Origin of the sequence: Peribacillus aracenensis (assembly GCF_025175645.1) — a bacterium.
In the GTDB taxonomy this organism is placed as follows: Bacteria; Bacillota; Bacilli; order Bacillales; family DSM-1321; genus Peribacillus; species Peribacillus aracenensis.
In genome coordinates this window covers 54,373-77,787 of sequence record NZ_JANZMJ010000027.1, presented here as the reverse complement: position 1 = coordinate 77,787, position 23,415 = coordinate 54,373, and the positions used below count along the sequence as shown (strand labels likewise).

At 34.3% G+C, this 23,415-nt stretch carries 26 protein-coding genes; 21 read left to right on the top strand and 5 right to left on the bottom strand.

Annotated elements, in window-relative coordinates; all coding sequences use genetic code 11:
- The 4 genes from N0M92_RS21820 to N0M92_RS21805 form a co-directional block, all read left to right on the top strand.
- Positions 1-307 (top strand): hypothetical protein (locus tag N0M92_RS21820; protein WP_260287794.1); only part of this gene is annotated, 307 nt, incomplete at its 5' end.
- 215 nt (positions 308-522) lie between these two features.
- Complete coding sequence (locus tag N0M92_RS21815) at positions 523-1,407, top strand: alpha/beta hydrolase (protein WP_260287793.1); 885 nt, start codon at positions 523-525, stop codon at positions 1,405-1,407.
- Between the two features lie 26 nt (positions 1,408-1,433).
- Positions 1,434-2,798 (top strand): sensor histidine kinase, encoded by a 1,365-nt coding sequence (locus N0M92_RS21810; RefSeq protein ID WP_260287792.1) that lies wholly within the window; start codon positions 1,434-1,436, stop codon positions 2,796-2,798.
- A gap of 5 nt (positions 2,799-2,803) precedes the next feature.
- Complete coding sequence (locus tag N0M92_RS21805; RefSeq protein WP_251543353.1) at positions 2,804-3,424, top strand: response regulator; 621 nt, start codon at positions 2,804-2,806, stop codon at positions 3,422-3,424.
- A 347-nt stretch (positions 3,425-3,771) separates the two neighbouring features.
- Here N0M92_RS21805 and N0M92_RS21800 read toward each other — a convergent pair whose 3' ends face one another.
- Positions 3,772-4,182 (bottom strand): helix-turn-helix domain-containing protein, encoded by a 411-nt coding sequence (locus tag N0M92_RS21800; RefSeq protein WP_095392411.1) that lies wholly within the window; start codon positions 4,180-4,182, stop codon positions 3,772-3,774.
- Positions 4,183-4,328: 146 nt separating this feature from the next.
- On the opposite strand from N0M92_RS21800, the gene N0M92_RS21795 reads away from it, so the two are divergent.
- The 15 genes from N0M92_RS21795 (at position 4,329) to N0M92_RS21725 (ending at position 18,835) form a co-directional block, all read left to right on the top strand.
- Positions 4,329-4,526 (top strand): helix-turn-helix domain-containing protein, encoded by a 198-nt coding sequence (locus N0M92_RS21795; RefSeq protein ID WP_095392624.1) that lies wholly within the window; start codon positions 4,329-4,331, stop codon positions 4,524-4,526.
- 214 nt (positions 4,527-4,740) lie between these two features.
- Positions 4,741-5,370, top strand: a complete 630-nt coding sequence (locus N0M92_RS21790; RefSeq protein ID WP_260287801.1) for a hypothetical protein — start codon at positions 4,741-4,743, stop codon at positions 5,368-5,370.
- A 13-nt stretch (positions 5,371-5,383) separates the two neighbouring features.
- Entirely contained in the window at positions 5,384-6,256 is an 873-nt protein-coding gene (locus tag N0M92_RS21785) for a VirB6/TrbL-like conjugal transfer protein, CD1112 family (RefSeq protein WP_095392409.1), read from the top strand.
- A 2-nt stretch (positions 6,257-6,258) separates the two neighbouring features.
- Positions 6,259-6,606 carry a hypothetical protein gene (locus N0M92_RS21780; protein ID WP_095392408.1) on the top strand — a complete coding sequence of 116 codons (348 nt, stop codon included), beginning with the start codon at positions 6,259-6,261 and terminating at the stop codon, positions 6,604-6,606.
- Complete coding sequence (locus N0M92_RS21775) at positions 6,603-7,085, top strand: PrgI family protein (protein ID WP_260287791.1); 483 nt, start codon at positions 6,603-6,605, stop codon at positions 7,083-7,085. Before N0M92_RS21780 ends, N0M92_RS21775 begins: the two co-directional genes overlap by 4 nt.
- Positions 6,997-9,369, top strand: a complete 2,373-nt coding sequence (locus N0M92_RS21770; protein ID WP_397443903.1) for a VirB4-like conjugal transfer ATPase, CD1110 family — start codon at positions 6,997-6,999, stop codon at positions 9,367-9,369. Before N0M92_RS21775 ends, N0M92_RS21770 begins: the two co-directional genes overlap by 89 nt.
- 87 nt (positions 9,370-9,456) lie before the next feature.
- Positions 9,457-12,243 (top strand): C40 family peptidase, encoded by a 2,787-nt coding sequence (locus tag N0M92_RS21765; RefSeq protein WP_260287790.1) that lies wholly within the window; start codon positions 9,457-9,459, stop codon positions 12,241-12,243.
- 36 nt (positions 12,244-12,279) lie between these two features.
- Complete coding sequence (locus N0M92_RS21760) at positions 12,280-12,564, top strand: hypothetical protein (protein ID WP_095392400.1); 285 nt, start codon at positions 12,280-12,282, stop codon at positions 12,562-12,564.
- A complete protein-coding gene (locus N0M92_RS21755) occupies positions 12,548-13,276 on the top strand; it encodes a DUF4366 domain-containing protein (RefSeq protein WP_260287789.1) in 729 nt (242 codons plus the stop codon). Before N0M92_RS21760 ends, N0M92_RS21755 begins: the two co-directional genes overlap by 17 nt.
- Positions 13,276-13,812 (top strand): hypothetical protein, encoded by a 537-nt coding sequence (locus N0M92_RS21750; RefSeq protein ID WP_260287788.1) that lies wholly within the window; start codon positions 13,276-13,278, stop codon positions 13,810-13,812. The genes N0M92_RS21755 and N0M92_RS21750 overlap by 1 nt, the downstream gene beginning before the upstream one ends.
- 13 nt (positions 13,813-13,825) lie before the next feature.
- On the top strand, positions 13,826-15,463 hold the full coding sequence (locus N0M92_RS21745; RefSeq protein ID WP_260287787.1) for an LPXTG cell wall anchor domain-containing protein: 1,638 nt from the start codon (positions 13,826-13,828) through the stop codon (positions 15,461-15,463).
- 170 nt (positions 15,464-15,633) lie between these two features.
- Positions 15,634-15,849 carry a Maff2 family mobile element protein gene (locus N0M92_RS21740; RefSeq protein ID WP_095392394.1) on the top strand — a complete coding sequence of 72 codons (216 nt, stop codon included), beginning with the start codon at positions 15,634-15,636 and terminating at the stop codon, positions 15,847-15,849.
- Between the two features lie 24 nt (positions 15,850-15,873).
- Positions 15,874-16,089: a Maff2 family mobile element protein gene (locus N0M92_RS21735; RefSeq protein ID WP_095392392.1), complete on the top strand. Its 216-nt coding sequence runs from the start codon at positions 15,874-15,876 to the stop codon at positions 16,087-16,089.
- 56 nt (positions 16,090-16,145) lie between these two features.
- Positions 16,146-17,960: a VirD4-like conjugal transfer protein, CD1115 family gene (locus tag N0M92_RS21730; RefSeq protein ID WP_260287786.1), complete on the top strand. Its 1,815-nt coding sequence runs from the start codon at positions 16,146-16,148 to the stop codon at positions 17,958-17,960.
- A 308-nt stretch (positions 17,961-18,268) separates the two neighbouring features.
- Entirely contained in the window at positions 18,269-18,835 is a 567-nt protein-coding gene (locus N0M92_RS21725; RefSeq protein ID WP_260287784.1) for a helix-turn-helix domain-containing protein, read from the top strand.
- Between the two features lie 30 nt (positions 18,836-18,865).
- On the opposite strand, the gene N0M92_RS21720 is transcribed toward N0M92_RS21725, so the two are convergent.
- The 4 genes from N0M92_RS21720 to N0M92_RS21705 all read right to left on the bottom strand — a co-directional run bounded on the left by N0M92_RS21720 (position 18,866) and on the right by N0M92_RS21705 (position 21,472).
- Positions 18,866-19,642 carry a hypothetical protein gene (locus N0M92_RS21720; protein ID WP_260287783.1) on the bottom strand — a complete coding sequence of 259 codons (777 nt, stop codon included), beginning with the start codon at positions 19,640-19,642 and terminating at the stop codon, positions 18,866-18,868.
- A gap of 11 nt (positions 19,643-19,653) precedes the next feature.
- Positions 19,654-20,055 (bottom strand): DUF6075 family protein, encoded by a 402-nt coding sequence (locus N0M92_RS21715; protein WP_260287782.1) that lies wholly within the window; start codon positions 20,053-20,055, stop codon positions 19,654-19,656.
- 424 nt (positions 20,056-20,479) lie between these two features.
- Positions 20,480-20,980, bottom strand: coding sequence for a hypothetical protein (locus tag N0M92_RS21710; RefSeq protein ID WP_095392382.1), 501 nt, complete (start codon positions 20,978-20,980; stop codon positions 20,480-20,482).
- Positions 20,981-21,313: 333 nt separating this feature from the next.
- Positions 21,314-21,472, bottom strand: a complete 159-nt coding sequence (locus tag N0M92_RS21705; RefSeq protein ID WP_161802087.1) for a hypothetical protein — start codon at positions 21,470-21,472, stop codon at positions 21,314-21,316.
- Positions 21,473-22,057: 585 nt separating this feature from the next.
- Here N0M92_RS21705 and N0M92_RS21700 point away from each other — a divergent pair.
- Positions 22,058-22,387 (top strand): YolD-like family protein, encoded by a 330-nt coding sequence (locus N0M92_RS21700; RefSeq protein WP_260287781.1) that lies wholly within the window; start codon positions 22,058-22,060, stop codon positions 22,385-22,387.
- A gap of 372 nt (positions 22,388-22,759) precedes the next feature.
- Positions 22,760-23,212, top strand: a complete 453-nt coding sequence (locus N0M92_RS21695) for a DnaD domain protein (protein WP_260287780.1) — start codon at positions 22,760-22,762, stop codon at positions 23,210-23,212.
- Positions 23,213-23,415: the final 203 nt, after the last annotated feature.

The window sequence follows — 23,415 nt, the reverse complement described above, 5'->3', positions numbered from 1 at the left end:
AAACGGTGATAAAGAATTTAACACAGAAAAAGATTACATTCAGATTAAGATTGATAAAACGATTAAAAGTAAAATTTCAACATATTCCGATGAAAATGCTATTTCTATAAATAGTCTGTTTGCTCACTATATTTTAAATAAAGAATTAACAGCTAAATCTTATTCTATTGAAGGGGAAGAACTACTATATTTAACCTTCAGCAAGGATGTAAAGGATATTATTAAAAAAAATTCTAGTGAAATGAATATTTCATATCGTTTTTATTTAAATCTTATAGCAGCTCAGATCTGTAATGATCTATTTTAATTCGAATATGAATATTGAATAATCGTCTTTATCTTACAAGATTAGACAAACGTAGGGTAGTGTCATCTTTTATGGCCCTAGAATAGCAAAAGGGCTATAAAATATAGCCCCTAGAATGTAGACACCCCTTTTTCTGAAAGTTACTTTTGAGAAAGTGGTTTGTTTACCTTTTGTAATGATCTATTTTTATAAAAATTTGATTGGAGATTTTAACAATGCTGTATTTTATTAGTGTGGTAGCGTTTATTTTTATTTTAGTAATGTTAGTATCGATTTTTGTTGGCTGGAAGTTGATACATCCCCCGGATAGACCCGTCATTGATAATCCTAAAAATTATGGTTTAAATTATGAAAATATTAGTTTTAAAAGTCGTGGAAATGATATTACTTTAAAAGGATGGTACATTCCAGCTGAAAAAAATGAAAAAATGACTTTGATTTTTGGCCATGGATATTTAGCTAACAGAGAAGAGCCTCGAGCAGAAGCTTTAAAATTAGTAAAAACACTTGTAGCTGATGGCTACAATGTGCTGATGTTTGATTTTAGAGGATGGGGCGAATCAGAAGGGAAAATGTGTACACTTGGACTTTATGAAAAGTCTGATATGCAGGGAGCAATTGATTGGGTGAAACAGAACAAATCAGAATCTCGAATTGGCTTATTTGGTTTTTCTATGGGCGCCGCAACATCATTGCTGGTTGCTGCTGAGGAAAACTGTGTAGAAGTAGTTGTTGCTGATAGCCCATTCAGCGATTTAAAAGCATACCTAAACGAAAATTTATCTTATTTTACTAAACTACCGAAGTATCCATTTAACCCAATTATTTTAAACACGATACCTTTTTTATCGGGTGTAAAACTTGATGTTGTAAAACCTATTGATGTTATTGGAAAAATATATCCCCGAAAAGTGTTATTTATACACAGTGATACAGATAAAACAATCTTTTGTAGACACAGTGAATTGTTATCAAACTGTCATCCTGACAAATTTACATATTGGAAAACATCAGGTGTTTTGCATTTGCGAAGTCACCAAGCTTATCCAAATGAGTATCAAGAAAAAGTACTTTCGTTTTTAAATTCTGCTGTTAATTAAAGTATACAGAAAAGAGGGCGTCTATCATGATTTTAACTTTTTTTATTCTGTATACAGTTGCAGCCATAGTTTATATAAATAATAGAGAAAAAGATTGGGGTAAATGGTTAAGTTTATTACTTTTTTCATTTGGAAGTGGCGCATTTGGCAAGTCACTGGTAGAGTCTTTTTTTCCGTATCTTGTTAAATACAATTTTGTTACTTTGGATCACGAATTTTTATTTCAAATAACTTATAGTTTAGGCAGTTTTTTTAATCAAAATGTGTCACCTTATGGTTTTATGATGTTTGCAGCCACATATTCAGGCCTCTTTTCAAAAGAGAAATTAAGATTATTAGGTTCATTGTTGTTAATTCCCTTATTTATTATGTTTTTCAATACGACCTTTTACCCGCAAGTCTCGCATAATTGGATTTTAGTGGCTGTTTGGGCAATTCCATGTTTCTTAATTGGGACATTTTTTATGATCTACAGTACAAAAGTAGAGAAAAATAACGAGAAGAAAAAAGATCGGAAATTATTTAATTACCTTTTGCTCCCTCCCTTTCTGACAAATGTTTTAACCAATTACGTAGGGCATGCGGTTGGATTAACGGCCATGTGGAGATTGAATGCTATTCCTGTTGCAATTGCAGGAATCACATGTTTCGTCATGATGACAAAAATGGGAGTATTAGGCGTTAGACTGAAAATTGAAAAACAGGCATTTGATAATAAAATGCAAGTTTTTAATTCCGGATCCGGTTTGTTAAATCATGCGGTAAAAAATCAAATATATAAAATTAATTCTAGTCTTTTTCTTTTGAGGCCATACAGGGATCAATTAAACGCAAGTGGAAAAGAAGCAATCGATATTATCAGTCGAAGTTCGGATCATCTTACGAATATGGTAGACCGTATCCAAAGTAAAACTAAAGAAATCCATATCGTTCGCTCGAAACAGAATTTTAATAAAATGATAGATGACAGTATAGAAGATATACAGATGGATTGTGAAACCAAAAGGGTGAAAATCATCAAGAATTATAATGCAGGAAATATTGATGTTATATGTGATAGCGCCCATACAAAAGAAGTTTTTTTAAATATTTTAAATAATGCATTGGAGGTCTTAAAAGAAGGCGGGGAAATAGAGGTATTAACCGATTTTGGTAAGTCAGATAATGTCATAGTTGTATTTACTGATAATGGTCTTGGGATATCACAAAATAATTTACGTCGTGTGGTAGATCCTTTCTTTACGACAAAAGGTAAGAGTGGCACAAATTTTGGTTTGGGCTTAGCTTATTGCTACCATGTGATGACTAAAAGTGGTGGGAATTTAGAGATAGAGAGTGAGCTAAATAAAGGGACAAGTGTTAAATTAACATTCCCAATAAAGGAGGTTTGATGCATATGGATAAAATAAGAGTTGTGTTAATTGAAGATGACTTAGATTGGATTAAAATCATAGAAACGATTATTGACAATGAAGATGATATGATGCTTGTTGCATGTAGCAGAACAAAAGAAGAAGCAATTAAACTTTCAGGGGCACTTAATCAAATTGATATTTTTCTAGTTGATATAAATCTTACGGAAGACAACTTGGATGGTATATACACAGCATTAGAATTAAAACGAAGTGAATCTTCTAAAATTATTATGTTAACGTCTATGTCAGATGAAGAAGTTATTCAGCAAGCCTTTACGGCTGGAGCAACAGATTATATTTTGAAAAAAGATGTCACTCGTATACCTGAAATTATCCGTGCATCTTGTCATGAAACCCCTCCAATTCAAGCTTTGATTAAAGATTATGTTCGGTTGAAAAGCGAAGAACAACTTAAAGAATTAACTACTGCCGAAAGGGGGGTATATGACCTTATTGAGCAAGGATATTCGAGAAGTGAGATACAAAAAAAATTAATTAAAAGCGATAATACTATTAAGAATCAAATCAAAAATATACTAAAAAAACTATCTGTATCAAGCATGAAGGAAGCTATTCAAAAAGTGAAATCTGGAGGTTTATGAATGTGTAGTTACTTTATAGTGATCAGCCCAAATTGTCAGATCCAGATCAAAAGTAAAAAACTTCAATTAAATATTTATCAATAAAAAAGTTAAAAGGCTGTCGACTTTGTTGATAGCCTTTTAACTTTTTTTATATCAAGTTTAGAAACAATATTTTGTGTCATATTCGAAAATAACTATCTACATATCCTGGTTAAAAGATACACAAACCCCTTTTTCAAAAGTAACTTTTCAGAAAAAGGGGTGTCTACGTTCTAGGGGCTATATTTTATAGTCCCTTTTGCTATTCTAGGGCCATAAAAGATGACACTCCCCTAAATCTGTTGAACCTTGTACCATGTAGATACTTACTTATTATTCATTATCGAATTTAGAAAGTTGGTCAAATAATTTTTCTGAGTGGGAGTTAAGTCAGAAATCATCCTTAGTAATGACATGTAGTTAACTACAAGGGTTTCCGTTACTTCAATATCTTCTGAAGATAACCTGTCCAAAATAATATTAATTCGTTCGCTATGTAGGGAAGGAACATTTAAGTTTTCACTGTTTTCTGGAGGTAATATATCATATAACGTGACTCCTAGAGCCTTACAAATATTTATCATGGATTCGAAGGTACCAAACCTTTCACCACGTTCGATGGTGCTAATAGTGCTTTGGGATGTATTTGATAACTCGCCTAATTCGACTGTAGTCATATTAAGGCTTTTACGATAATCCTTTATTTTTTCACCAATGTATTTTTTTAGTTCATTCATATTTATCGACTCACTTTGAATGTTTTTTAATAATTTTATCAAAATTCAAGAGTATTGTGTAATTTATCTTTTATTATTACCCTTTAACGATAAAACCTATTTACAGGTTATTCGTTTTCGACTATAATGACTTTAAGGAGGTGAACATCATTAATAAGATCAGGGAAAAAAGGTTGGAGAAAAGTTGGAGTCAACTTGAACTTGCTGAAAGATCAGGTGTTCCACAATCGAGCATATCTCAAATTGAAAGAGGTAGTCGAAAATACCCGACTTATGAAAACATAAAAAAAATCGCTAAGGCATTGGATATCAAATTAGATGAATTAGAAGAACTTACCGATTAAAGTTCTTAATCCTTTAGGGGGCTTATACAAGGTTCAAAATGAATTTGACAAGGTGAACCAATTTAAATTTCTGTATAAATCTTAAAAATCAGAAGGGGCGATGAATATGGGAGAGGTAAAACGATTAGCATATTACGATATATCATCGTCAAACGCTCAAAGTGTCAAAACATTTGACGGGAAAACATACAAAATTAGAGGTGCTGTTGCCAAATTGACCAAAAAGCTCGTTGTTTTATCTTTATCCGTTTCGGTTTTATCGGCTTGCGCTCAAGAAGAACAGGTGAATAGTCCTAATAATAGCGATAAAATTCAGACTTATGAAAAAAAAGAAGTTAAGAAACATGAATCTGAAAAGTTGCCTGTTACTATTTTCTCGGACACTGATTACAAAATCGAAGGGCAGCAAGTTGGTTTCAAGAGAACCATTACGAAAGTTGAAATGAAAGATTTCAACGAATCATCAGAAGTTGAATTTTACGATCGTTATGATAAGACAGTACGCAATCAAGGTCTTGACCTTCAAAATGACTATAAGTTATTGGAGGTTGATATAAAACATGAAACGGATGGCAAAGCAAGAAGTAGACCATTTGAAGCGTACATGCTGAATGATGGTTCAGGGCTTGTGGTAGGTGATAATGAGTTAGCCAGTCAAAATGATTTTCTAATGTACCAACAAGATTTCTTGGCAAGAGATTTCAAAGTTGGAAAAACGTTCGAAGGAACAGGAGATATAATGATGGCTATTCCAAAAAAATATGCAGAAGATCCAAACCTGCAGTTTAGAATTAAACAACAGATTGTTGATGAAAAAAAATACATTTATATCGACTTGAACTAAAAGAGGTGAATTTATGTTTGGTTGGGTTGACGATATCAAAGAATTCATCTTTGAAATGTTCAAAGATGGAACCAAAAGCTTTTTGGATATGACAACAGAGTTGTTCCAAAAAAGCGTTGATACCGTCCAAATGAACGTTTCGGAAACGCCAACAGAGTTTTCGCAGACCATTGTCGATAACCTTCGGATAATATCTGAAACAGCAATATTACCGGTTGCTGGCTTAATTTTAACTTATATTTTTTGCTATGAAATATATCAAATGGTTGTAGAGAAAAACAAAGGTGGCGACTTTGAGACAGGTCAAATGTTGTTTCTGATTATTAAAACGGCAGCAATGATTATGCTTGTAACAAATAGCTTCACAATTGCTTTAGCAATATTTGATCTTGGGAAATGGATAACGAATCATGTGCCAGCAGCAAGTTTGGAACTTCCGCCTAGCATAGCAGAAAACTTAGTTGAGAGTATTCCCGAAGGAGAAATAGGAACAGCGATTTCAATGTGGGTAGTAGCTGGAATTGCTCTAATCATAACTTTTGTTATGTCGGGCATTATTTATTTGGTAGCTTGGGGTCGGATTGTTGCGATAATGCTTTATATATCAGTAGCTCCCTTACCTTTCGCAACATTCCTCAATAGAGAGTGGATCGGTTCTATCGGTCAATCGTATGTAAAAAATCTATTGGCTTTAATGTTGCAAGGGTATTTCATGTTAGTTTGTCTTGTGGTATATGCAGGGCTACTGGAAAAAGCAAGCAGTCTGATTTCAACAGAAGGCAGTGGATTGTATGGCTTAATGCTAATGATTGTTTCTATGGGTATTCTAGTTGTTACATTAACAAGAACACACTCACTAGCTAAATCAGTCATGGGGGCGGTCTAATAATGAAAAAATGGTTTCACCGGAATAAAAATCTATTTATCTTCTTTGGATTTGCAACATTGATTACATTTTTACTCACTTTACTGGAAGCGAATTTGATTCTATCGCATGCAGCCGAATTAGAAGTGTATGCACAAACCAAAGAAGTGACAGATTCATTAAAAACCGTGGGTTTGATAGGATTGTTAAATGTGGCCGTCCTTGCATTTTGGACATTTCTATTTATGTTTATAATGCTTAAAGTTATTTTTCCGAACAAGCGCACAGTAAAAGACGCATTTTTCCTTGATGAATTTAGATTTTTAAAAGACATTCCAAGCGAGCTTAGGAAAGGGTTAGATAAGAAATGAATAACAACTTCGTTGTGTCTATACCCAAAGAACTGAAGAACATTAAATCTAAACTGTTTTTTGGGTTAACGAAAAGGCAGCTAATAGGATTCGGTCTTGCTCTAGGGATCGGACTTCCAGTGTTCTTATTACTAAAAAAATATAGTTTGGATATTGCAATGTACGGTCTTTTCTTTGCTGCACTACCAATCATTTTCTGTACTATATTCGTCAAAGATGGAATGCCTGCAGAAGCATGGATAAAGCTTATTTTGGAATATAAGTACCTTAATCCGCAAAAGCGATACTTTAAAGTATCAAAAAGGAATAGAGGACTAGCAGAAGAAAGGAAAATGTTGAATGGCAAAAAGACTAGAAAAACAGAATCTGTTTCAAGTCCTCCAAAAACTGGTGGACAGCAAAAAGGCAACAAGAAAGTCAACACAAGAAACGTTAAATTACCAAAAAATGTATCAAAAGGGAGTATGTCAAGTAAATAACGATACGTACAACAAAATGATTCGTTTTTCGGATATATCATATCAATTATCGCAAGATGAAATGAAACAAAAGATTTTTGCTTTGTACAGTACATTATTAAATTCGTTTGATGATACTATCAAAATCCAACTTTGCTTCATCAATTATCGAATGAGTAAAGAAGATAATGAAAAAGAAGTGTTGGAATATAGCATAAGCAACAGTGATATTGACGCTATTGAAGATTTTGAAAAACTACGAGACGAATATTTCTCTTTTATAGAAGAACAAAAAGAAAAAGGAAATAACGGCATTGTCCGAAATAAATACCTGATTTTTTCAATCAAGGATAAAACATATGAAAATGCAGTAAGGCGTTTAAGCAGTATTGAAAATAATATCAAAGAACATTTCAAAACAATGGGGGTAGGGACCGAACAATTAAACGGAGTTGAGCGATTGTCCATTATTAACTACTTGCTGAATGGCAATACCCCACATTATTTAGAATTGAAGGACTTGTCGACACAGCAATTAAACAGTGGAACAACTAAAGATTTGATTGCTCCAAAAGAAATACGATTTGATAAATACAGTGATGAATTTAAGGTAAATAACAAAATTGGTGCTACATTGCACTTGAAAATTGAAGCTACGGAACTATCTGACCGTGTTTTAGCAGATTTCCTTGATTTAGACCTTGAAATGCTTGTAAGTATGCACATTCGCTCTTTAGGTCAGCAAAAGGCAGTACGAATGGTAAAGTCGAAAGCGTCTGATCTCGACAGCATTAAAATTGAAGAACAGAAAAAGGCATTGAGAAGTGGATATGATATGGATATTTTGCCAACAGACTTGAATATGCACGTTGAAGAAAGCCGAAAAATCCTTGCGGATTTGCAGCGTGAAAATGAAAGGTATTTTTACCTCACTTTTACTATTACGGTATTTGAAAAGGATCGGAAAGCTTTGGATGATGCCATATTCCGATTAGGCTCAATTGCTCAAAAGCAAAACTGTAATTTGGTGAAAATGAAATATCAGCAAGAGAAAGCCTTAATTAGTGCATTGCCATTAGGTGAAAATTTAAATGAAACGGAGTTAGAACGAGGGCTTACAACATCTTCAACAGCAATATTTGTACCGTTTACAACGCAAGAATTGTATCAAGAAGATAAAGAACCCGTCTATTACGGTTTGAACGCATTGAGTAACAACATGATTCAAGTAAGTAGAAAGGCGTTAAAAAACCCAAATGGGTTGTTCTTAGGAACGCCAGGTTCCGGTAAATCCTTTGCAGCTAAACGTGAAATGATTGACACGTTTTTACGTACAACAGATGACATACTTATTTGTGATCCCGAAGGCGAATATTATTTATTTGTAAAGCGTCTAGGCGGTGAAGAAATAAAAATTTCCCTCAATTCTGAAGATTTTATCAATCCTTTGGATATTTCACTTGAATATGGAGAAGGTGAAAACCCTATTTCCTTCAAAAGTGATTTCGTTCTTAACTTAATGGAACTGATTGCAGGAGGCAAAACAGGACTAACAGCAAGACAAAAAACAATTGTCGATAAATGCACACGTATTATATATAGACCTTTCATTGAGAATCCTGTTCCTGAAAATATTCCAATTTTAGGGGATTTGTATAATGCTTTTGTTGAAACAAACAGACCGGAAAGCCGAGAATTGGCAGATGCTTTAGAACTATATGTATCGGGTTCATTGAATGTATTTAACCATCGAACAAGTATAAATACAAACAACCGATTGGTCTGTTTCAACATTCAGGAATTAGGCTCTAACCTAAGAGAATTAGGAATGTTGATACTGCAAGACCACGTTTGGAACAAAGTAACAATCAACCGAAATCGAAATAAGAAAACATGGTATTACATGGATGAATTTCACAAGCTGTTAGCCGAGGAACAAACATCAAATTACAGTGTGGAATTTTGGAAAAGATTCCGAAAATGGGGTGGAGTGCCAACAGGCATAACGCAAAACGTAAAAGACTTGTTATCAAGTCCGAAAATCGAAACAATTATTGATAATACAGATTTTGTTTATTTGTTGAATCAGGCTGCGGGTGACAGATCGATTCTTCAACAAAAGTTTGAGTTTAGTGATTATCAAGCTAACTATATTACTAACTCTGGTGAAGGCGAAGGGTTACTTATATATTCAGGAGTAATATTACCGTTTAAAGATAAGTTCCCTCACAATAATTCACTTTATCCAGTTATGACAACTAAGCCTGACGAAATAAAGCGTTTGAGGGCAGTTGCTCAAAAATGATTGAAGAAATCGCACCTTTTGCAAGAAATTTAGGTGGTGAAAAAAACCAAGATATAGGTGTTAGAGAATGAGGGGAGTTGCTGAATATTGGTTGTTAAAAAAACAAATAATCGGCCCAACAGTAATTTCCGACAGCAAGATAGTACAGCGAGAAAATTGGAAAATAATTTTGATACGGCTGCTCAAAAGCAATTTGCACAAACTGGAAGTGTAAACGAAGGTACTGGAAATCAACAAAAAATCAAAGGGAAACTGCAAAAACAACACACGGACCAAACTATCCCTTCTGAAAAAGAATTTAGGCAACAAGAAAGCACATCTAGTAAGATAGTGAAAACTTTAGAGAACAATGAACCGCAACATTTGTCACGATCAGCAAATGTTCTATATGACAATTCTAGCGAAAATAATAGTAGCTTTTCCCATCCTGATCCGAATAAAGGAAAACTTCAAAAAAAGTTTTCTAATGAGGTTCGTGAAGAATTTAGGCAGCAGGAAAATACAGCTAGTAAAATTGATAAAGTTTTGCAGACGGAAGCACACCATCATTTTGCGCAAAGCGCAAGCAAAATAGAAACTAAAGAAAGCAATAATCAAAGTAAATTAAATAATCAATTCGGCACCGCCGACAACCATCAAATAATAAATGGGAATTTTAAACAAAAGACATTTAAATTGCATAAAGAGATTGCTAAAGATTCGTTACCAACTCTTAATAACAGTTTTAAATATGGTGTTCAGAAATATCAAAAAGAATTTGAAAAAGATGACGAAGCCGTAAAATTCACAAGTCAGAGTATCACCCAAACAGCAAAGACAGCAAAACTTTCTTCAACAGCTATGGTTAAGCTGAGAGAAAAAAAGTTTGAAAACGCCAATTTTAAAAATACAAAAAACAATCCTCTGTACAAGGAAAATTCTAAAGAATCAACCTTGAAAAAAATTTCTAAAACATCTGTCGATACTTTGAAAAACACTACAAAAAATGGTCTTCAAAAATATCAAAAAGAATTTGAAAAAGATGACGAAGCCGTAAAATTCACAAGTCAAAGTATTACCCAAACAGCAAAGACAGCAAAACTTTCAACTACAGCTTTTGTTAAGTTGAGAGAAAAAAAGTTGGAAAATTCAAAAAACAACCTTTTGTACAAGGAAAAGTTGAATGAACCAAGCTTGAAGAAAATATCTAAAATGCCTGTCGATGTTCGAAAAAACTCTACAAAAAATGGTCTTCAAAAATATGAAGCTGTAAAATTCACAAGTCAATATATCAACCAAAAAACAAAGACAGTAAAACTTTCTTCAACAGCTATGGTTAAGTTGAAAGAAAAAAAGTTGAAAAATGCCAATTTAAAAAAAGTAAAAACCAATCCTTTATATAAGGAAAAGCCGAAAGAATCAAGCTTGAAGAAAATATCTAAAACGCCTGGCGTTGTTCTAAAAAACACTACAAAAAGTGGTCTTCAAAAGTACCAAAATGAATTAGAAAAAGATGATGTGGGTGTTAAATTAGTTAGCCAAGGTGCAACGCAAATATCAAGAGCTACAAAAAAGCTAACAAAAGGCGTAGCTAAAATTGATACCAAGTCAGGAAAACTAGGAAAACAAGGTTCTAAGCTGACACAATTCAAGCTGAATAAAAGTAAAAATCTTAAATCAGAATCAAAGGCTGTTTTGCAGAAAAAAAAGATTAAGAAAAAGCTATATTACGCACCAAAGAATAAGAGAAAAGCATTTGCAGGAGCTATGACTAGCTTTTCAAATCGTATGGGTGACCTATTCAAGAATCTTGCTAACTTCAATCGAATGATTGTCAAAAGAGTACTTGGGGCAAAAGTGGCAGCAGCGTTAGGAAGTGGATTAGCTTCAGTATTACCTCTTATTATTGTTGCAGCCCTTGTCTTGATTATTGTTGGAGTAATGGGTGGATCATCAACACAAAACCAACCATTAATAGGTTCAAAAAATTTATCGCCGGAAGTTGAACAATGGCGATCACTTGTTGAAACAGAAGCTGCAGCCCAAGGCATGGAAAAATATATAAATCTGATATTAGCAATCATTCAAGTGGAGACCGAAGGTACAGGAACAAAAGATATTATGCAATCTTCGGAATCTGCAGGACACGCACCGGGTTATTGGAGTACAGAAGAAGAATCCGTACGTCAAGGGGTTAAGCACTTGAAAAACATTGTGAATTTGGTAAAGCCTTTTGGTCTTGAAGATGACTATAAACTATTGGCGCAAGCCTATAACTACGGTTCATACTTTGCAACTTATGTTGGTAACTTAGGGGGGAGTTTCAACCTTGATATTTCTGAACAATATTCAAGGGATGTGGTTGCTCCAAGTCTAGGTAATCATTCAGGTGAAACCTATCCTTATATAAACCCAACTTCTCAAAGAATAGGTAAAACTTATTTGTATCGTAATGGTGGTAACTACTTGTATGCAGAATTGGTGGCTGAATACCTGGGAGCTGGTGCAGGAGTAAAAGGTGATTTCGCGTTAGTTGTAGCAGAACTTGAAAAATATCTAGGCTGGAAATATGTTTGGGGAGGTAAAAATCCAAGTACAGGTTTTGATTGTAGTGGTTTCGTATCATGGGGATTAAAACAAATTGGAATCGATCTTCCCTCATATGCGGCTTCCCAATATGATTTGACTGTTCCAATTGATTCAAGCGAAGCACAGCCCGGAGATTTAATTTTTTTCAAAGGCACATACGGAGGGGCAAACCATGTTTCGCACGTCGCCTTTTATATAGACGAAAATACAATGTTAGATAGCAACGGGAGTGGTGTAGGTTATCACAATTGGAAAACTCGATATTGGCAAAGCCATTATGCAGGGATCAGACGCATTGCAAATTAATAAAGTGAAGGCAAAGGCTTAAAGGAGTGTTTTTAGTTGAGTGAACGCATGATAAAACTTGAAGAAAGAATTGAAAAAAGAAAGGCTCGAATCGAAAAATTACAAAACAACTTAAAGGATGAAAAGGCCAAACTAACCAAAGACGAAGAAATCCTACTGCACCTGAAATATAATGACGTACTGAAACTCATGCAAGAAACAGGCGTAAGTCCTGATGAAGCAATTCGAGCAATTGATAATGAAAAAACAAAAAATCAACCGGATGAAGAAAATCAGCCACATCATAAAGAAGGAGAAAAAAATTATGAGAGAATCCTTTAAAAAAGTGTTACTGGCAACAATGCTTTTTAGCACCACTCTATTTCTTGGATTTCCTTCTATAAATCTAGCGCATGCAAATGAAAAGTCAGAAACAGCAGAAGAAAAAGAAAAGGCAGAAGCTACAGCTGCAGCAAAAGAACAAATCGAGAAGGAAGCTAAAGAAAAGGAAGAAGCTGAAAAAAAAGGAGATGTAGCCGAACCACCTTCAGGTCCAAACGTTAATCGTGAAGAAGTAACTGAAACAGTCGATATTGAAACTCCTGCAAGTGTCACAGGGCAGAAAGTAGATGGAACAGGAACGATCACTGATTTTAGTACAAGTGGTTCAAAAGCATTCTACACGATTACAGATTCAGATCAGAATGTTTTTTACTTAATTATTGATCTCGACAAGACAGACAACAATGTGTATTTCCTTTCTGATATTAATAAATCTGATTTAGCAGGTCCTGCTGAGGATGCAACTAAAGAACAGCAACCAGCAGAAAAAGTTGAATCTGCAAATGTGGAAGCACCAAAAGAAGAAAGTGGAAATGGCTTTCTGATAGCTGTATTACTTATTGCAGTAGTCGGTGTTACAGCTTATTACTTCCTTGTTATGAAAAAGAGACAAGGAAAAGGTAATAAGGAAGATGAAGAAGATGAGGAAATGAATGAGGATTACGAAGATGATTTTTATGAAGATGACAAGGAGAATAAGGACAATAAATAATGATTGTCAAAGCGTATATCAAGAGACACTTATTTCATCTTCCCACAACAAAATTGAGCGATCTATTAGAACAAGTTGAGGAAGCATTAGGCAAGGGAAATATTAATAAAGAAAACTTTGAAAAGCTATATCCACTTACCAAAATAGAGGAAAATGATAACATTTTGGTCGAAAAGCAAAATACAAATATTTTCCTACTCAACTTGTTGCTATTGGTACTAAACCATAAAGAAAAAGAAATCACGGAGCCAGAATACTTTAATAAGGATTTAATGATCTCAAAGCTTGAAGAAAACACCCATTTAGAATTACAAGGGATACCGTTTGATGTTTTAGAAAAAGAAATAGATAAATTCCTTTATCGTATATCTGAAAAAGCTGAAACGGATTCCGAAACACAAATTGATGTATGCACGAAAGACGAACCAGAAATGGAAGGAAAAGAACAAAAATATTCCTATCTTGAAAATGTGACATTTAATGTTGATTGGCTCAAAGGGGCGCAACAAGAGCTAGATCACAAAGGAAGAAAATGAAGGGAGTAATGGCATGTGGAAGAAACCAAAGCTTATCTTGCTAAGTAGTGCGTTTGCTTTAGCTGTGACATGCAATGCAACTAATTATGTAGTTGCTGCAAGTGGAGAAGAAACCAACGTCACAGAACCCCAAGTGACAGAGCTGGAATCACAAAAGTCCGAAACGCCAGTGAATCAAAATTATATAAAAATCATCTTTGATAACAAAGTTTTGTATCATGAGCAAGTGCCAACAAAAACAATGATTCAGGTTTTGAACGATTCCGAGGAAGTGCTTAAAAGTGAAGTGTTATCGGGTGATATGCAATTAGAGCTTGATAATCCCAAAATCGGCAAGGGTAAGATGTTAAGTTATTGGTCAATCGAAAAGAAAAATAGCAAACTATTGATTAAGCCAGTATTGGCAGATGAAAAGGAATTAACAGTTAAATTTTTATCTACCGAAGGAGGTCAATTACTTCAAAATAGTGCTCAAACAAAAGAAATTGTTAAAAGCGTAAATAAAGGAACAAATTTAAAAGAAATTCTCCCTGAAGTAAATGCAAAAAAACATTACAGTTTTGCTGGCTGGTTTAAAGCTGTTTCCACAAACAACAAAAAAGAAGTTGGCGAAAAAGTAGATGTTGAAGATATGGAAATTACAGATTCGAAGGGAGAATACTATGCTAAGTTTTACCCTGATTTCAATGAAAATAACATTGATGACCGGACCGAAGAAATTACTGTTAAGTTCGTAACAAATTCAGACCAAAAATTCAAAGATATTAAAACTCATGTAGGTAAAAAAATTCAATTGCCAGCTCTTAAAAAGAAAAAATCAGTTTTTATGGGATGGTATAGGGATGAAGAATTTAAAAATAAATTCACTGATGATATTCTTACAGATTCACAGACACTATATGCAAAGTGGGAAAAGGCTGAAAAAGTGATTGAAGAATCACAAAATAAGCCTATCGCAGATAAGGATATATCGGATCAGGTTGAGAGGGTTCTAAAAGAAAGATTACAGGGGTACGGCAATGCTACTACAACACCTAATAGTAATGTGAAAGCAGCTAGTACAATGCCTAGCAACAATACAGCCAGCAACCCTTCGGAAAACAATTCAGAAACGATTGTCGAAAAGTCTCCCTCTACTTATGAAGGGAATACAAGCACAGGCACTTCATTTAAAGAAACAAAGCACGTATTTTCAAACGATAAAATAGGGAAAGAATTCATGGTTAAATTCTTTGAAAATGACGGTAGTTTTCTTTTTAGTATCATACTTCCATATGGAAAAACAGTGAAAATATATGATGAAAACGAAAAAGAACGTGGAGAATATGCAGTTAGACACAATACATCAATTACATTGGACCCTAAAGATTATGTAAATGAAAAATCTATTTTGCTCGGTTTTGATTCGAGGGAAGTAAGAATAAATTCCACACAAATTACAGAGGTATTTCCAGAGGTGGCGGTCAATAGTGCTGTTATTGCACAAGAAAAAAGGGCAATGGCAATGGAAGAAGAACGGACAGCCGAAAATAAAAATGCCATAATGTATCTGATTTTAGCTCTTATAATTGTTGTAGGTGGAATTGGTTCATATCTGTTTATAAAGAAAAGAAAGAAAGCGAAGTTGCATGAGGAAGTAGAGACCATTTAAAAGGCGGTTAGCGCTATGTATGAAGCTATTCAAGTCATTTTAATAGTAATAGGTGCAATATTCATTATCAAGGGCCTACGGAACGTTGCTAAGGGCTCCAACATATATAAACTACTCTCTATGTTTATATATGAAAAACCAAAATACAGTAAGGAAAAGAGGAAATAAATATGGCATTTTTCACTAGTGGTGTAGATGTAATGCAAAAGTTAGTTATTTTAATCGGTGCAGGATTGGGCGTTTGGGGTGTAGTAAATCTTCTTGAAGGTTACGGTAATGATAATCCAGGTGCTAAGTCACAAGGCATGAAACAGTTTATGGCAGGCGCAGGAATTGTGTTAATTGCAACTTTACTTGTCCCTCAATTAAAATCATTGTTCTCATAAAAAAAAGGAAAAGAGGTAATAAATATGGGATTCTTCAATAATGGTGTAGATGTAATGCAAAAGCTAGTTATTTTAATCGGTGCAGGATTGGGCGTTTGGGGTGTAGTAAATCTTCTTGAAGGCTACGGTAATGATAATCCAGGTGCTAAGTCACAAGGTATGAAACAGTTTATGGCAGGCGCAGGAATTGTGTTAATTGCAACTTTACTCGTCCCTCAATTAAAATCATTGTTCTCATAAAAAAAGAAAGGGCGAGTAATCTTCTCGCCCTTTTATTAATGTAAGGGAGTGTTGATATGGAAAAGCTTAAAGAGAACAAAGTGTATATTGTTTTAGGGGTAATAGTATATATTCTATTAAATTATCTATTTTACTATTTCAGAGTAACATTTGCAGCCGATCCACTCGCTGGATTTAATTATTTATTTTCAGAGCCAAAGTATCTTTTATATGCCTTTCCTCTATCCGTTAATGCAATAGATTTTTTTGTACCATTAATTGTTGTGGCGTTTGCTGCCCTTGCCATTACCGACAAAAGAAAGAATAGAAAAAAATTTAAAAAAGGAGTGGAACACGGTTCAGCAAAGTGGGGAGAAGTTAAAACGGACTTAAAAAATATGTATGATGAAAAAAACCAATATAATAACATTATATTCTCGCAAAATACAAGAATTAGACTAGACGATAAAAACGCTCCCTTTGATACAAGACGCAATAAAAATGTGGTGGCGATTGGTGGTTCAGGTAGTGGTAAAACACGATTTGTAATTAAACCAAATATGCTCCAAATGAATGCTAGTTTTGTTTGTACGGATCCAAAAGGAACGATTGTCAATGAAATTGGCATGGCTTTAAAAAACATAGGAAAATACAAAATTAAGATATTAAATACAGTGAATTTCTCCAGAAGCATGCGCTATAATCCATTGGCCTATGTGGAAAATGAACAAGATATTTTGAAGTTAGTCGAAACGATTATAGCAAATACAGGAGGGAAAGGAGGGGGCGATCAGGATTTTTGGGTTAAATCCGAAAAGCTTCTTTATCAATCTTATCTTAGCCTTATAATTTCAAAGTTTCCTAAAGAAGAACAGAATTTAGGAACGCTAATTGACTTACTTTCCTATTCTACTGTAAGAGAAGATGACGAGGACTTTAAAAATCCCATTGATTATCTATTTGAAGCATTAGAAAAAGAGGATAGCAGCCATTTTGCAGTAAAGCAATATAGGGCGTACAAATTAGCTGCAGGAAAGACAGCAAAAAGCATATTAATTTCATGTGCTACACGTCTAGCTCCTTTAAATATTCCTGCTGTACGTGATTTGCTTTCAAAAGATGAACTTGATCTAAAAACACTTGGTGATAAAGGTCGTAAGACAGCATTGTTTGTTATTGTACCTGATACAGACGCAACATTTAATTTTATCGTTGCTATTATGTACTCGCAGCTATTCAATATGCTTTGTACGATTGCAGACGAAAAATATAAAGGGTCGCTCCCTACTCATGTACGGTTCATGCTGGATGAATTTGCAAATATCGGTTTAATTCCAAACTTTGAAAAATTGATTGCAACAATCCGATCCCGTAATATATCAGCTACAATTATTTTGCAAGCAATGTCACAACTGAAAACGATCTATAAGGAAAGTGCCGATACAATCATAGGTAACTGTGATACTTCTATTTTTCTAGGAGGAAAAGAGCCTGAAACAGTAAAGGCATTAAGTGAGGAACTTGGAAAAGAAACAATTGACGATTATAACGAATCTAAAACACGCTCAAATAATGATAGTTTCGGCCAAAACTATTCAAAGTTAGGTAGAGATTTGATGACGAGAGACGAGTTACTTAGAATGGAACGTGACCAGTGTATTGTACAGATAATTGGTAAACGTCCATTCAAGGATAAAAAATATGATATAACTAAGCACCCTCGATACAAATATCATTCAGACGACAAAAAGTATTGGTTTGATATTGACAAATACCTTGCAGCACTTCAAAAACAGCAGTCTAAAAATAATGATCATACGGCTGAAATGCCTGCTGAATCTGATATAAAGCTAGCTTATGCGACTGCCAGGGGAAGTTATCAAGCGTTTTAAAAAAAAACGGTCTTACTGATTGCAGTAAGCCGTTTTTTTATGCTATTTATATTTATCTATCTAACGCAGGTTCACCTTTATGGTGAACTATTTGCTAAATATATATTCTACCGAGGAGTATGATAGAATATGTCTACATAACTAGACAAACCTTGATAAAGGATAATTATTTTATATATCGAATCTTTAACATATAGAAAAACCTGCATGATAACCTTAATGATTATCCCCTACGCAACTTAAAACTATATCTAACTTATTTTGTTTATCACATATGTTGGAATATAACTTGAAAGGTGGTTGAAAACTTGCCTGAAACTGAAGACATACGTTCAGAAAACAATAGTGAAAACGTAGATGACTTGCGCTTAACAGTTAAAGAAGCTGCCAAATATGTTAAAGAGAATCCTGGGGTGATTAGAAATTGGTTAAGGGAACTAAAAACCTATATCCCAACTATACAGGGTGAAAATGGCTACCATTATTTCGATAAGTCAGCATTAGAAAGATTACTCTTAGTTAAGAAGTTAAGTCGTGAACAAAATTATACAATTAAGCAAATTGAATATCATTTAGCTACAGGTGGAAAAGATTTAAAGCCTGAACCAACGCCTGAAGCGTCTGAAATTATCCTAAAGGAATTATTAGTTATTAAGGAAAAGTTAGAGCTGCAGGAACAATTTAACCAAGTCTTAGTTAAACAGTTAGAAAAACAGCAACAACATATGGATCATCAATACAAGAAATTTACGGAATCTATCGAAAAGCAGGAGGAACAAAGGTTAATTGCTCAACAGGAAGTTCAAAAAAACCAAAAAGAAGCCGCAGCTGCTTCACAAAAAAAGGGCTTCTTTGCACGGTTATTTTCATCATAATAAAAAAACGGTCCTAAGGGCCGTTTTTATTTAGTCTTGGTTCTTTTTGTTATTAATTTTTAAATTGTACTCTTCTTCTAATCGTTCTCTTAATACCTCACTCCCGAATTTCCTTTTAAACTCATCAATTGCACTTTCTAGCCTTTTCTCGGTTATTAATTTACTTCCATCTGTATTAGATAACTTTCCTATTAGTTGAACAACTACATCCCGCATAAGGGCAGTCCGAGTAATTCCCTTTGTCTTAATTTCTTTTACATGATCATCTAACTTAGAAAAGGCTTCTGTTGCAATACCAATTCTCATAGCCTCTACTTCTTCTGGTTTTTCTAATAGAAAAGCTAAATTATGACTTGGTTTATATTCCTCTAGAATAAATCGTTCAATGGCCGAATTACGATCTCGAAAGGGAACAAATTGTTCTAAAACTTCTCTAGTCCCTTTTTCGAAATAAAAACTTGAATGTCTTATTTCACGTTTCTTTGGTAATGAAACGTTCTGACTTTCTAATTTCTCAATTAGTTGTTTCATGATGTTGCGCATTAGGGAAGAACGATTTGCTTTGTATCCAGATTCACGAACCGTTTTAACCAATTCATTAAGCCGATCATTGGTATGTTCATCAAAAAGGAACTTTTCTGGTTTCAATCCTTTTACATCGCCTTCATTAATAACGCTTAAGTCGTCTACTAGTTGATATTCATTGAGTACAAAATTCCTCAAAATTTTGGATTGTACGGATGGATCAACTAAAGATTTGTATGCTTCAACTTGTCCTGGAAATAATGAAAAAGATACTTGTTTCATAAAAACAACTCCTACACGTGCAATTTTTCTTCTGGAAGGTCATACCCCTTTGACACTCCATAACGGCGCAATACAAAGGCATTTAACGCTAATTTAAAGCCTTCTTCATCCAAAGTTGAAATAATATCAAGTGGTTCAACTGTTTCATTAGAATTGAACAAATGAACAGCAAGCTTTGCTAGTACACGAAGTCCACTGCTGAAGTCCTTCTCTTCAAACATTTCTTCAGAATCAAAATTACCAACCTTGGCATCAAAATAGGGTTTCATATTACAATACAATTCCTCATTTCCGGTCATTAGGTAAACAACAGATAAATACTCTTTGTTTGTTCTGTAGTAATCTGCCATATCTTCGGTCCGAAATTGCGAATATTTTGCCTCGTGTTCTTGATTTAAAAATTGAAGTTTCATTGAGCTTCCCTCCAGTTTTAAATAAAATTGATTTCTACCTTAAGTCAAATTTTATGTTTAGTATACCATTTAGACACTAAATGTATTATTAAGTAACTCCGGGGATCAGCCGGAGCATATCAGTAACATATAATACTCAAGCACAAGAGTATTTACATTAAAGTATACCATAATTCAAAGCTGATATACCCATAATCACTTATTATTCTTCTGTTTTAATATAGAAAAATAAAATCAAGATTATAAGCCAAAAACTCCAAACTTCAAATACTCCAGAGGTTTCCCACATAACAGTTAAAGGGTTATTTAAAGTAATTTTCGTTAATATATATGCTCCTATAATAATTCCTATTTTTTTTTTCGTAATAAATCGTCCTTTCTGTTCTCATTAATATTGTCCACTTCATCTTCTTGCTATTAAAATTCACTTTTTTTGTCTCTCGGTTTTTATAATCATTGGTGCCTTTTTATCGTTTTTTATTGATTCTAGGTATCTTGCCAAATATGATTCAGTAATTCTTGTTGGGACATAGCCTAGACGTGTCCGAATAATATTTTCAACAACAAATGCCTTTTTAGTAAAATGCATATAGTCTTTACCTGATGAAATTTCATATTCCTTAAAATCCTCTGAATCTCCCTGCTGCTGACCTGCTTTGTAAAAGGTATTCATATAAGAATACATTTCGCTACGCTCTTTCCTAATAGCTTTAAGTAAATACAAAAGTTCAAATGTTGATAAAGTCATAAGCTCTGGTGTTGTTTTTTCAATGTGAACATCTAATGCAGCTTCATTAACACGTATATCAATTCTTTCTCCATTTGTTTTCACAATGAGTGGATCCAGATTCATACAACAAAAATCACAATAATATTGAGTGTTCATTTTTTCGAGATTACTCCCACAATAAGGACATGTTTTCATTTAATCCTCTCCTTATTTTATAGCATATCAGCCAGCTTTTAGACTGGCTGATATGTGTAAATTCTTGTTCTTGCGTATAATCAATCGATTGAACCCTTTCTCCTTTTTATCACTTGCAAAGTAAGCCAAGATAAAAGAGAAATCAAGATCAAAATGTCTAAAACTGTTTGAAGTGCCGAACCATAAGGGTAAACTCTTATGAATAAATAAATTGTAACGAAAATGATGAAATAGAAATTACCTTTTGTTTTCATAATTTGATCCGAAGTGTTATATAATAGGATTTAGGAAGGAAAGACAAACTGTCTTTCCTTCCCGGCTCATTTCGCTTAATTACTTACGCTTTCCAGGGCGGGGTTTTTTGCGAATTTGAGCTTTTTTCTTTTTCGACCGTAAAGTCTTGATGTCAAGCCAAGTCTTGATGATCGAAAGAACCGACGCGACAATTCCTAATGCCGTTAAAACGATTCTTAATTCGGTCTCATTTAACACTTCGTTATCACCTCCTTAATAATATTATACCATTTAGACACTAAAATTACAACGTTTTTGGTATCTTTTTCATATATTTCTACATAAAAATTGGGAATAAATCAGCTATCTACGGTATCTGTCAACGGTACCGGACCGAAGGGAGGATAAGGAGTTGATAGACTCTCTATCCAAGAGCCTATTGTTGTCAACAAACTTCCACGTTTGTTGGCGCCTGCCGAAGGGGCATCCCTTCCAAGAATGGAAGGGTTGGGTAGGTTGATACTTTTATTGCGATCCAACGTGCTAGGTTGGCTGGGTGTGGGCAAGAGCCCACGGTCTTGTGGTTTAAGGTTTTCGGCTCGTTCGGTATGGCGGTGAAACCGTAAAGGGAACAGGAACCTACGAAATGTAGGCGTTAGCCGTACAGATCGTGGTTATCGGGCCATTTAATGCCGAAGCGACACGTACAGAATGACAGAAAGATGCTCTTCCTTTCTGATCAGTCTGTAGTGCTGCCGCCCAAAGGATTTTTAGACTCCATAATCATACAATTGCAAAATGGAACAAATGTTCCTATAATGAGTTTAAAAGGGCGGAAAAATTATGATAAATGACCGAGGCATTATAAAATACCAAGGTTTCTTAATGCCAGAACACATAAAAATGCTAAAAGAGTTAGATACCGATGATCATAAAGTGCCAAAACCACAATTGGATGAACGTCAAATTGAGGACATGGAACAACTTTTTTCAGAAAGTTTAGCTACTCAAACCATTTTAGAAATAATAACTTGGAAAAATGGATTTTTTAGTTCGAAAATAGGTTTTGTAAAAAGGATAGATCCAATAAGTAAAAAAGTCTTTATTAAGGATGAACTTGGAACTCTTATTAGTATTGATTTTATTAACATCACAAACGTTTCTCCTAAATAAAATGTTAGCCTAAAGGCTAGGGCAGGGTTAACCCTGCAACAAGTCTTTAGTACATATAGCTTTAAACATACCTTTTAATGCACTATCAAGATTCATTCTTTCCAGAACTTTATGGCCATTTTATCTGAGGTGTGAACGGTAATAATAAAGTTGGTGGGAGGATTGGAAGTATGACCGAAAGAAAGATGTGTTTGTACTGTGCTCAATGGTACCATTTTTCTGTAATGACTCCATTGTATGAACAAGGTAAGTCCTATATTGCATATTATTGTGAGAGATGTACACCGGCTGTTAAAGATAATCTTATGAAGCTTCCGTACAGGTCACTATTCACATGGGGGAATAAAGGTAGCGATCATAGGGGGGAATTAAATGAGTGACAATGGTGAAAATCAAAAACAGAAACTTATTGAACATCTAAATAAAGTCACGCCAGAAGAACGGATGACCCAGTTAAGGGAAGGAATAAAACCTTCAGAAAGCGAACTAGTGACCATCAAAAAACTAAAAGTTAATAATCGTTTGCCTGACGGTGTAGTAAATGTTTTGATTGAGTATATGCTATTGAAATTTAATTCTAAGTTTCCTGACCATGTGGCAATGAAAATTGGTTCCCATTGGGCTAGATTAAAGGTTTCAACAGTGGAGCAGGCTATAGACTTAGCTAGAAAAGAGCATAGACGATATAAAGATTGGGCTAATTCAGTAAAAAAAGAAAAGAATGAACCCCATAAGATTACTGAATTAGAGTCTATTAAGGGCGCAATTAAAGCTGGTTTAAATGATGAACAGCTAGGAAGGTATGTGAGAGCTTTATTTTCCTAGGGAGCGTGCCTAATGGTGCCAGGACAAAAAAACAAAATAAGCCCCCAAACAGGAGTTAACAATAGGTTTTGATGATACCATTTGCGGAGCAAATGGTATCAAAGGTTTTAGGTTGCTTCAGCAACCGTTGACAGGCTCGATGCCTGCCTTATAATCAAGTAAAAAACGTATGTTTTTTACTTCCATTCGTAGCGATCACCAGC

Excerpts from the sequence above, each read along its gene's own strand:
- N0M92_RS21805 (WP_251543353.1), top strand. The coding sequence starts at position 2,804 with ATGGATAAAATAAGAGTTGTGTTAATTGAAGATGACTTAGATTGGATT.
- N0M92_RS21735 (WP_095392392.1), top strand. The coding sequence starts at position 15,874 with ATGGGATTCTTCAATAATGGTGTAGATGTAATGCAAAAGCTAGTTATT.
- N0M92_RS21815 (WP_260287793.1), top strand. The coding sequence starts at position 523 with ATGCTGTATTTTATTAGTGTGGTAGCGTTTATTTTTATTTTAGTAATG.
- N0M92_RS21785 (WP_095392409.1), top strand. The coding sequence starts at position 5,384 with ATGTTTGGTTGGGTTGACGATATCAAAGAATTCATCTTTGAAATGTTC.
- N0M92_RS21780 (WP_095392408.1), top strand. The coding sequence starts at position 6,259 with ATGAAAAAATGGTTTCACCGGAATAAAAATCTATTTATCTTCTTTGGA.
- N0M92_RS21775 (WP_260287791.1), top strand. The coding sequence starts at position 6,603 with ATGAATAACAACTTCGTTGTGTCTATACCCAAAGAACTGAAGAACATT.
- N0M92_RS21700 (WP_260287781.1), top strand. The coding sequence starts at position 22,058 with ATGATAAATGACCGAGGCATTATAAAATACCAAGGTTTCTTAATGCCA.
- N0M92_RS21745 (WP_260287787.1), top strand. The coding sequence starts at position 13,826 with ATGTGGAAGAAACCAAAGCTTATCTTGCTAAGTAGTGCGTTTGCTTTA.
- N0M92_RS21750 (WP_260287788.1), top strand. The coding sequence starts at position 13,276 with ATGATTGTCAAAGCGTATATCAAGAGACACTTATTTCATCTTCCCACA.
- N0M92_RS21755 (WP_260287789.1), top strand. The coding sequence starts at position 12,548 with ATGAGAGAATCCTTTAAAAAAGTGTTACTGGCAACAATGCTTTTTAGC.
- N0M92_RS21710 (WP_095392382.1), bottom strand. The coding sequence starts at position 20,980 with ATGAAAACATGTCCTTATTGTGGGAGTAATCTCGAAAAAATGAACACT.
- N0M92_RS21695 (WP_260287780.1), top strand. The coding sequence starts at position 22,760 with ATGAGTGACAATGGTGAAAATCAAAAACAGAAACTTATTGAACATCTA.
- N0M92_RS21740 (WP_095392394.1), top strand. The coding sequence starts at position 15,634 with ATGGCATTTTTCACTAGTGGTGTAGATGTAATGCAAAAGTTAGTTATT.
- N0M92_RS21730 (WP_260287786.1), top strand. The coding sequence starts at position 16,146 with ATGGAAAAGCTTAAAGAGAACAAAGTGTATATTGTTTTAGGGGTAATA.
- N0M92_RS21720 (WP_260287783.1), bottom strand. The coding sequence starts at position 19,642 with ATGAAACAAGTATCTTTTTCATTATTTCCAGGACAAGTTGAAGCATAC.
- N0M92_RS21810 (WP_260287792.1), top strand. The coding sequence starts at position 1,434 with ATGATTTTAACTTTTTTTATTCTGTATACAGTTGCAGCCATAGTTTAT.
- N0M92_RS21715 (WP_260287782.1), bottom strand. The coding sequence starts at position 20,055 with ATGAAACTTCAATTTTTAAATCAAGAACACGAGGCAAAATATTCGCAA.
- N0M92_RS21800 (WP_095392411.1), bottom strand. The coding sequence starts at position 4,182 with ATGAATGAACTAAAAAAATACATTGGTGAAAAAATAAAGGATTATCGT.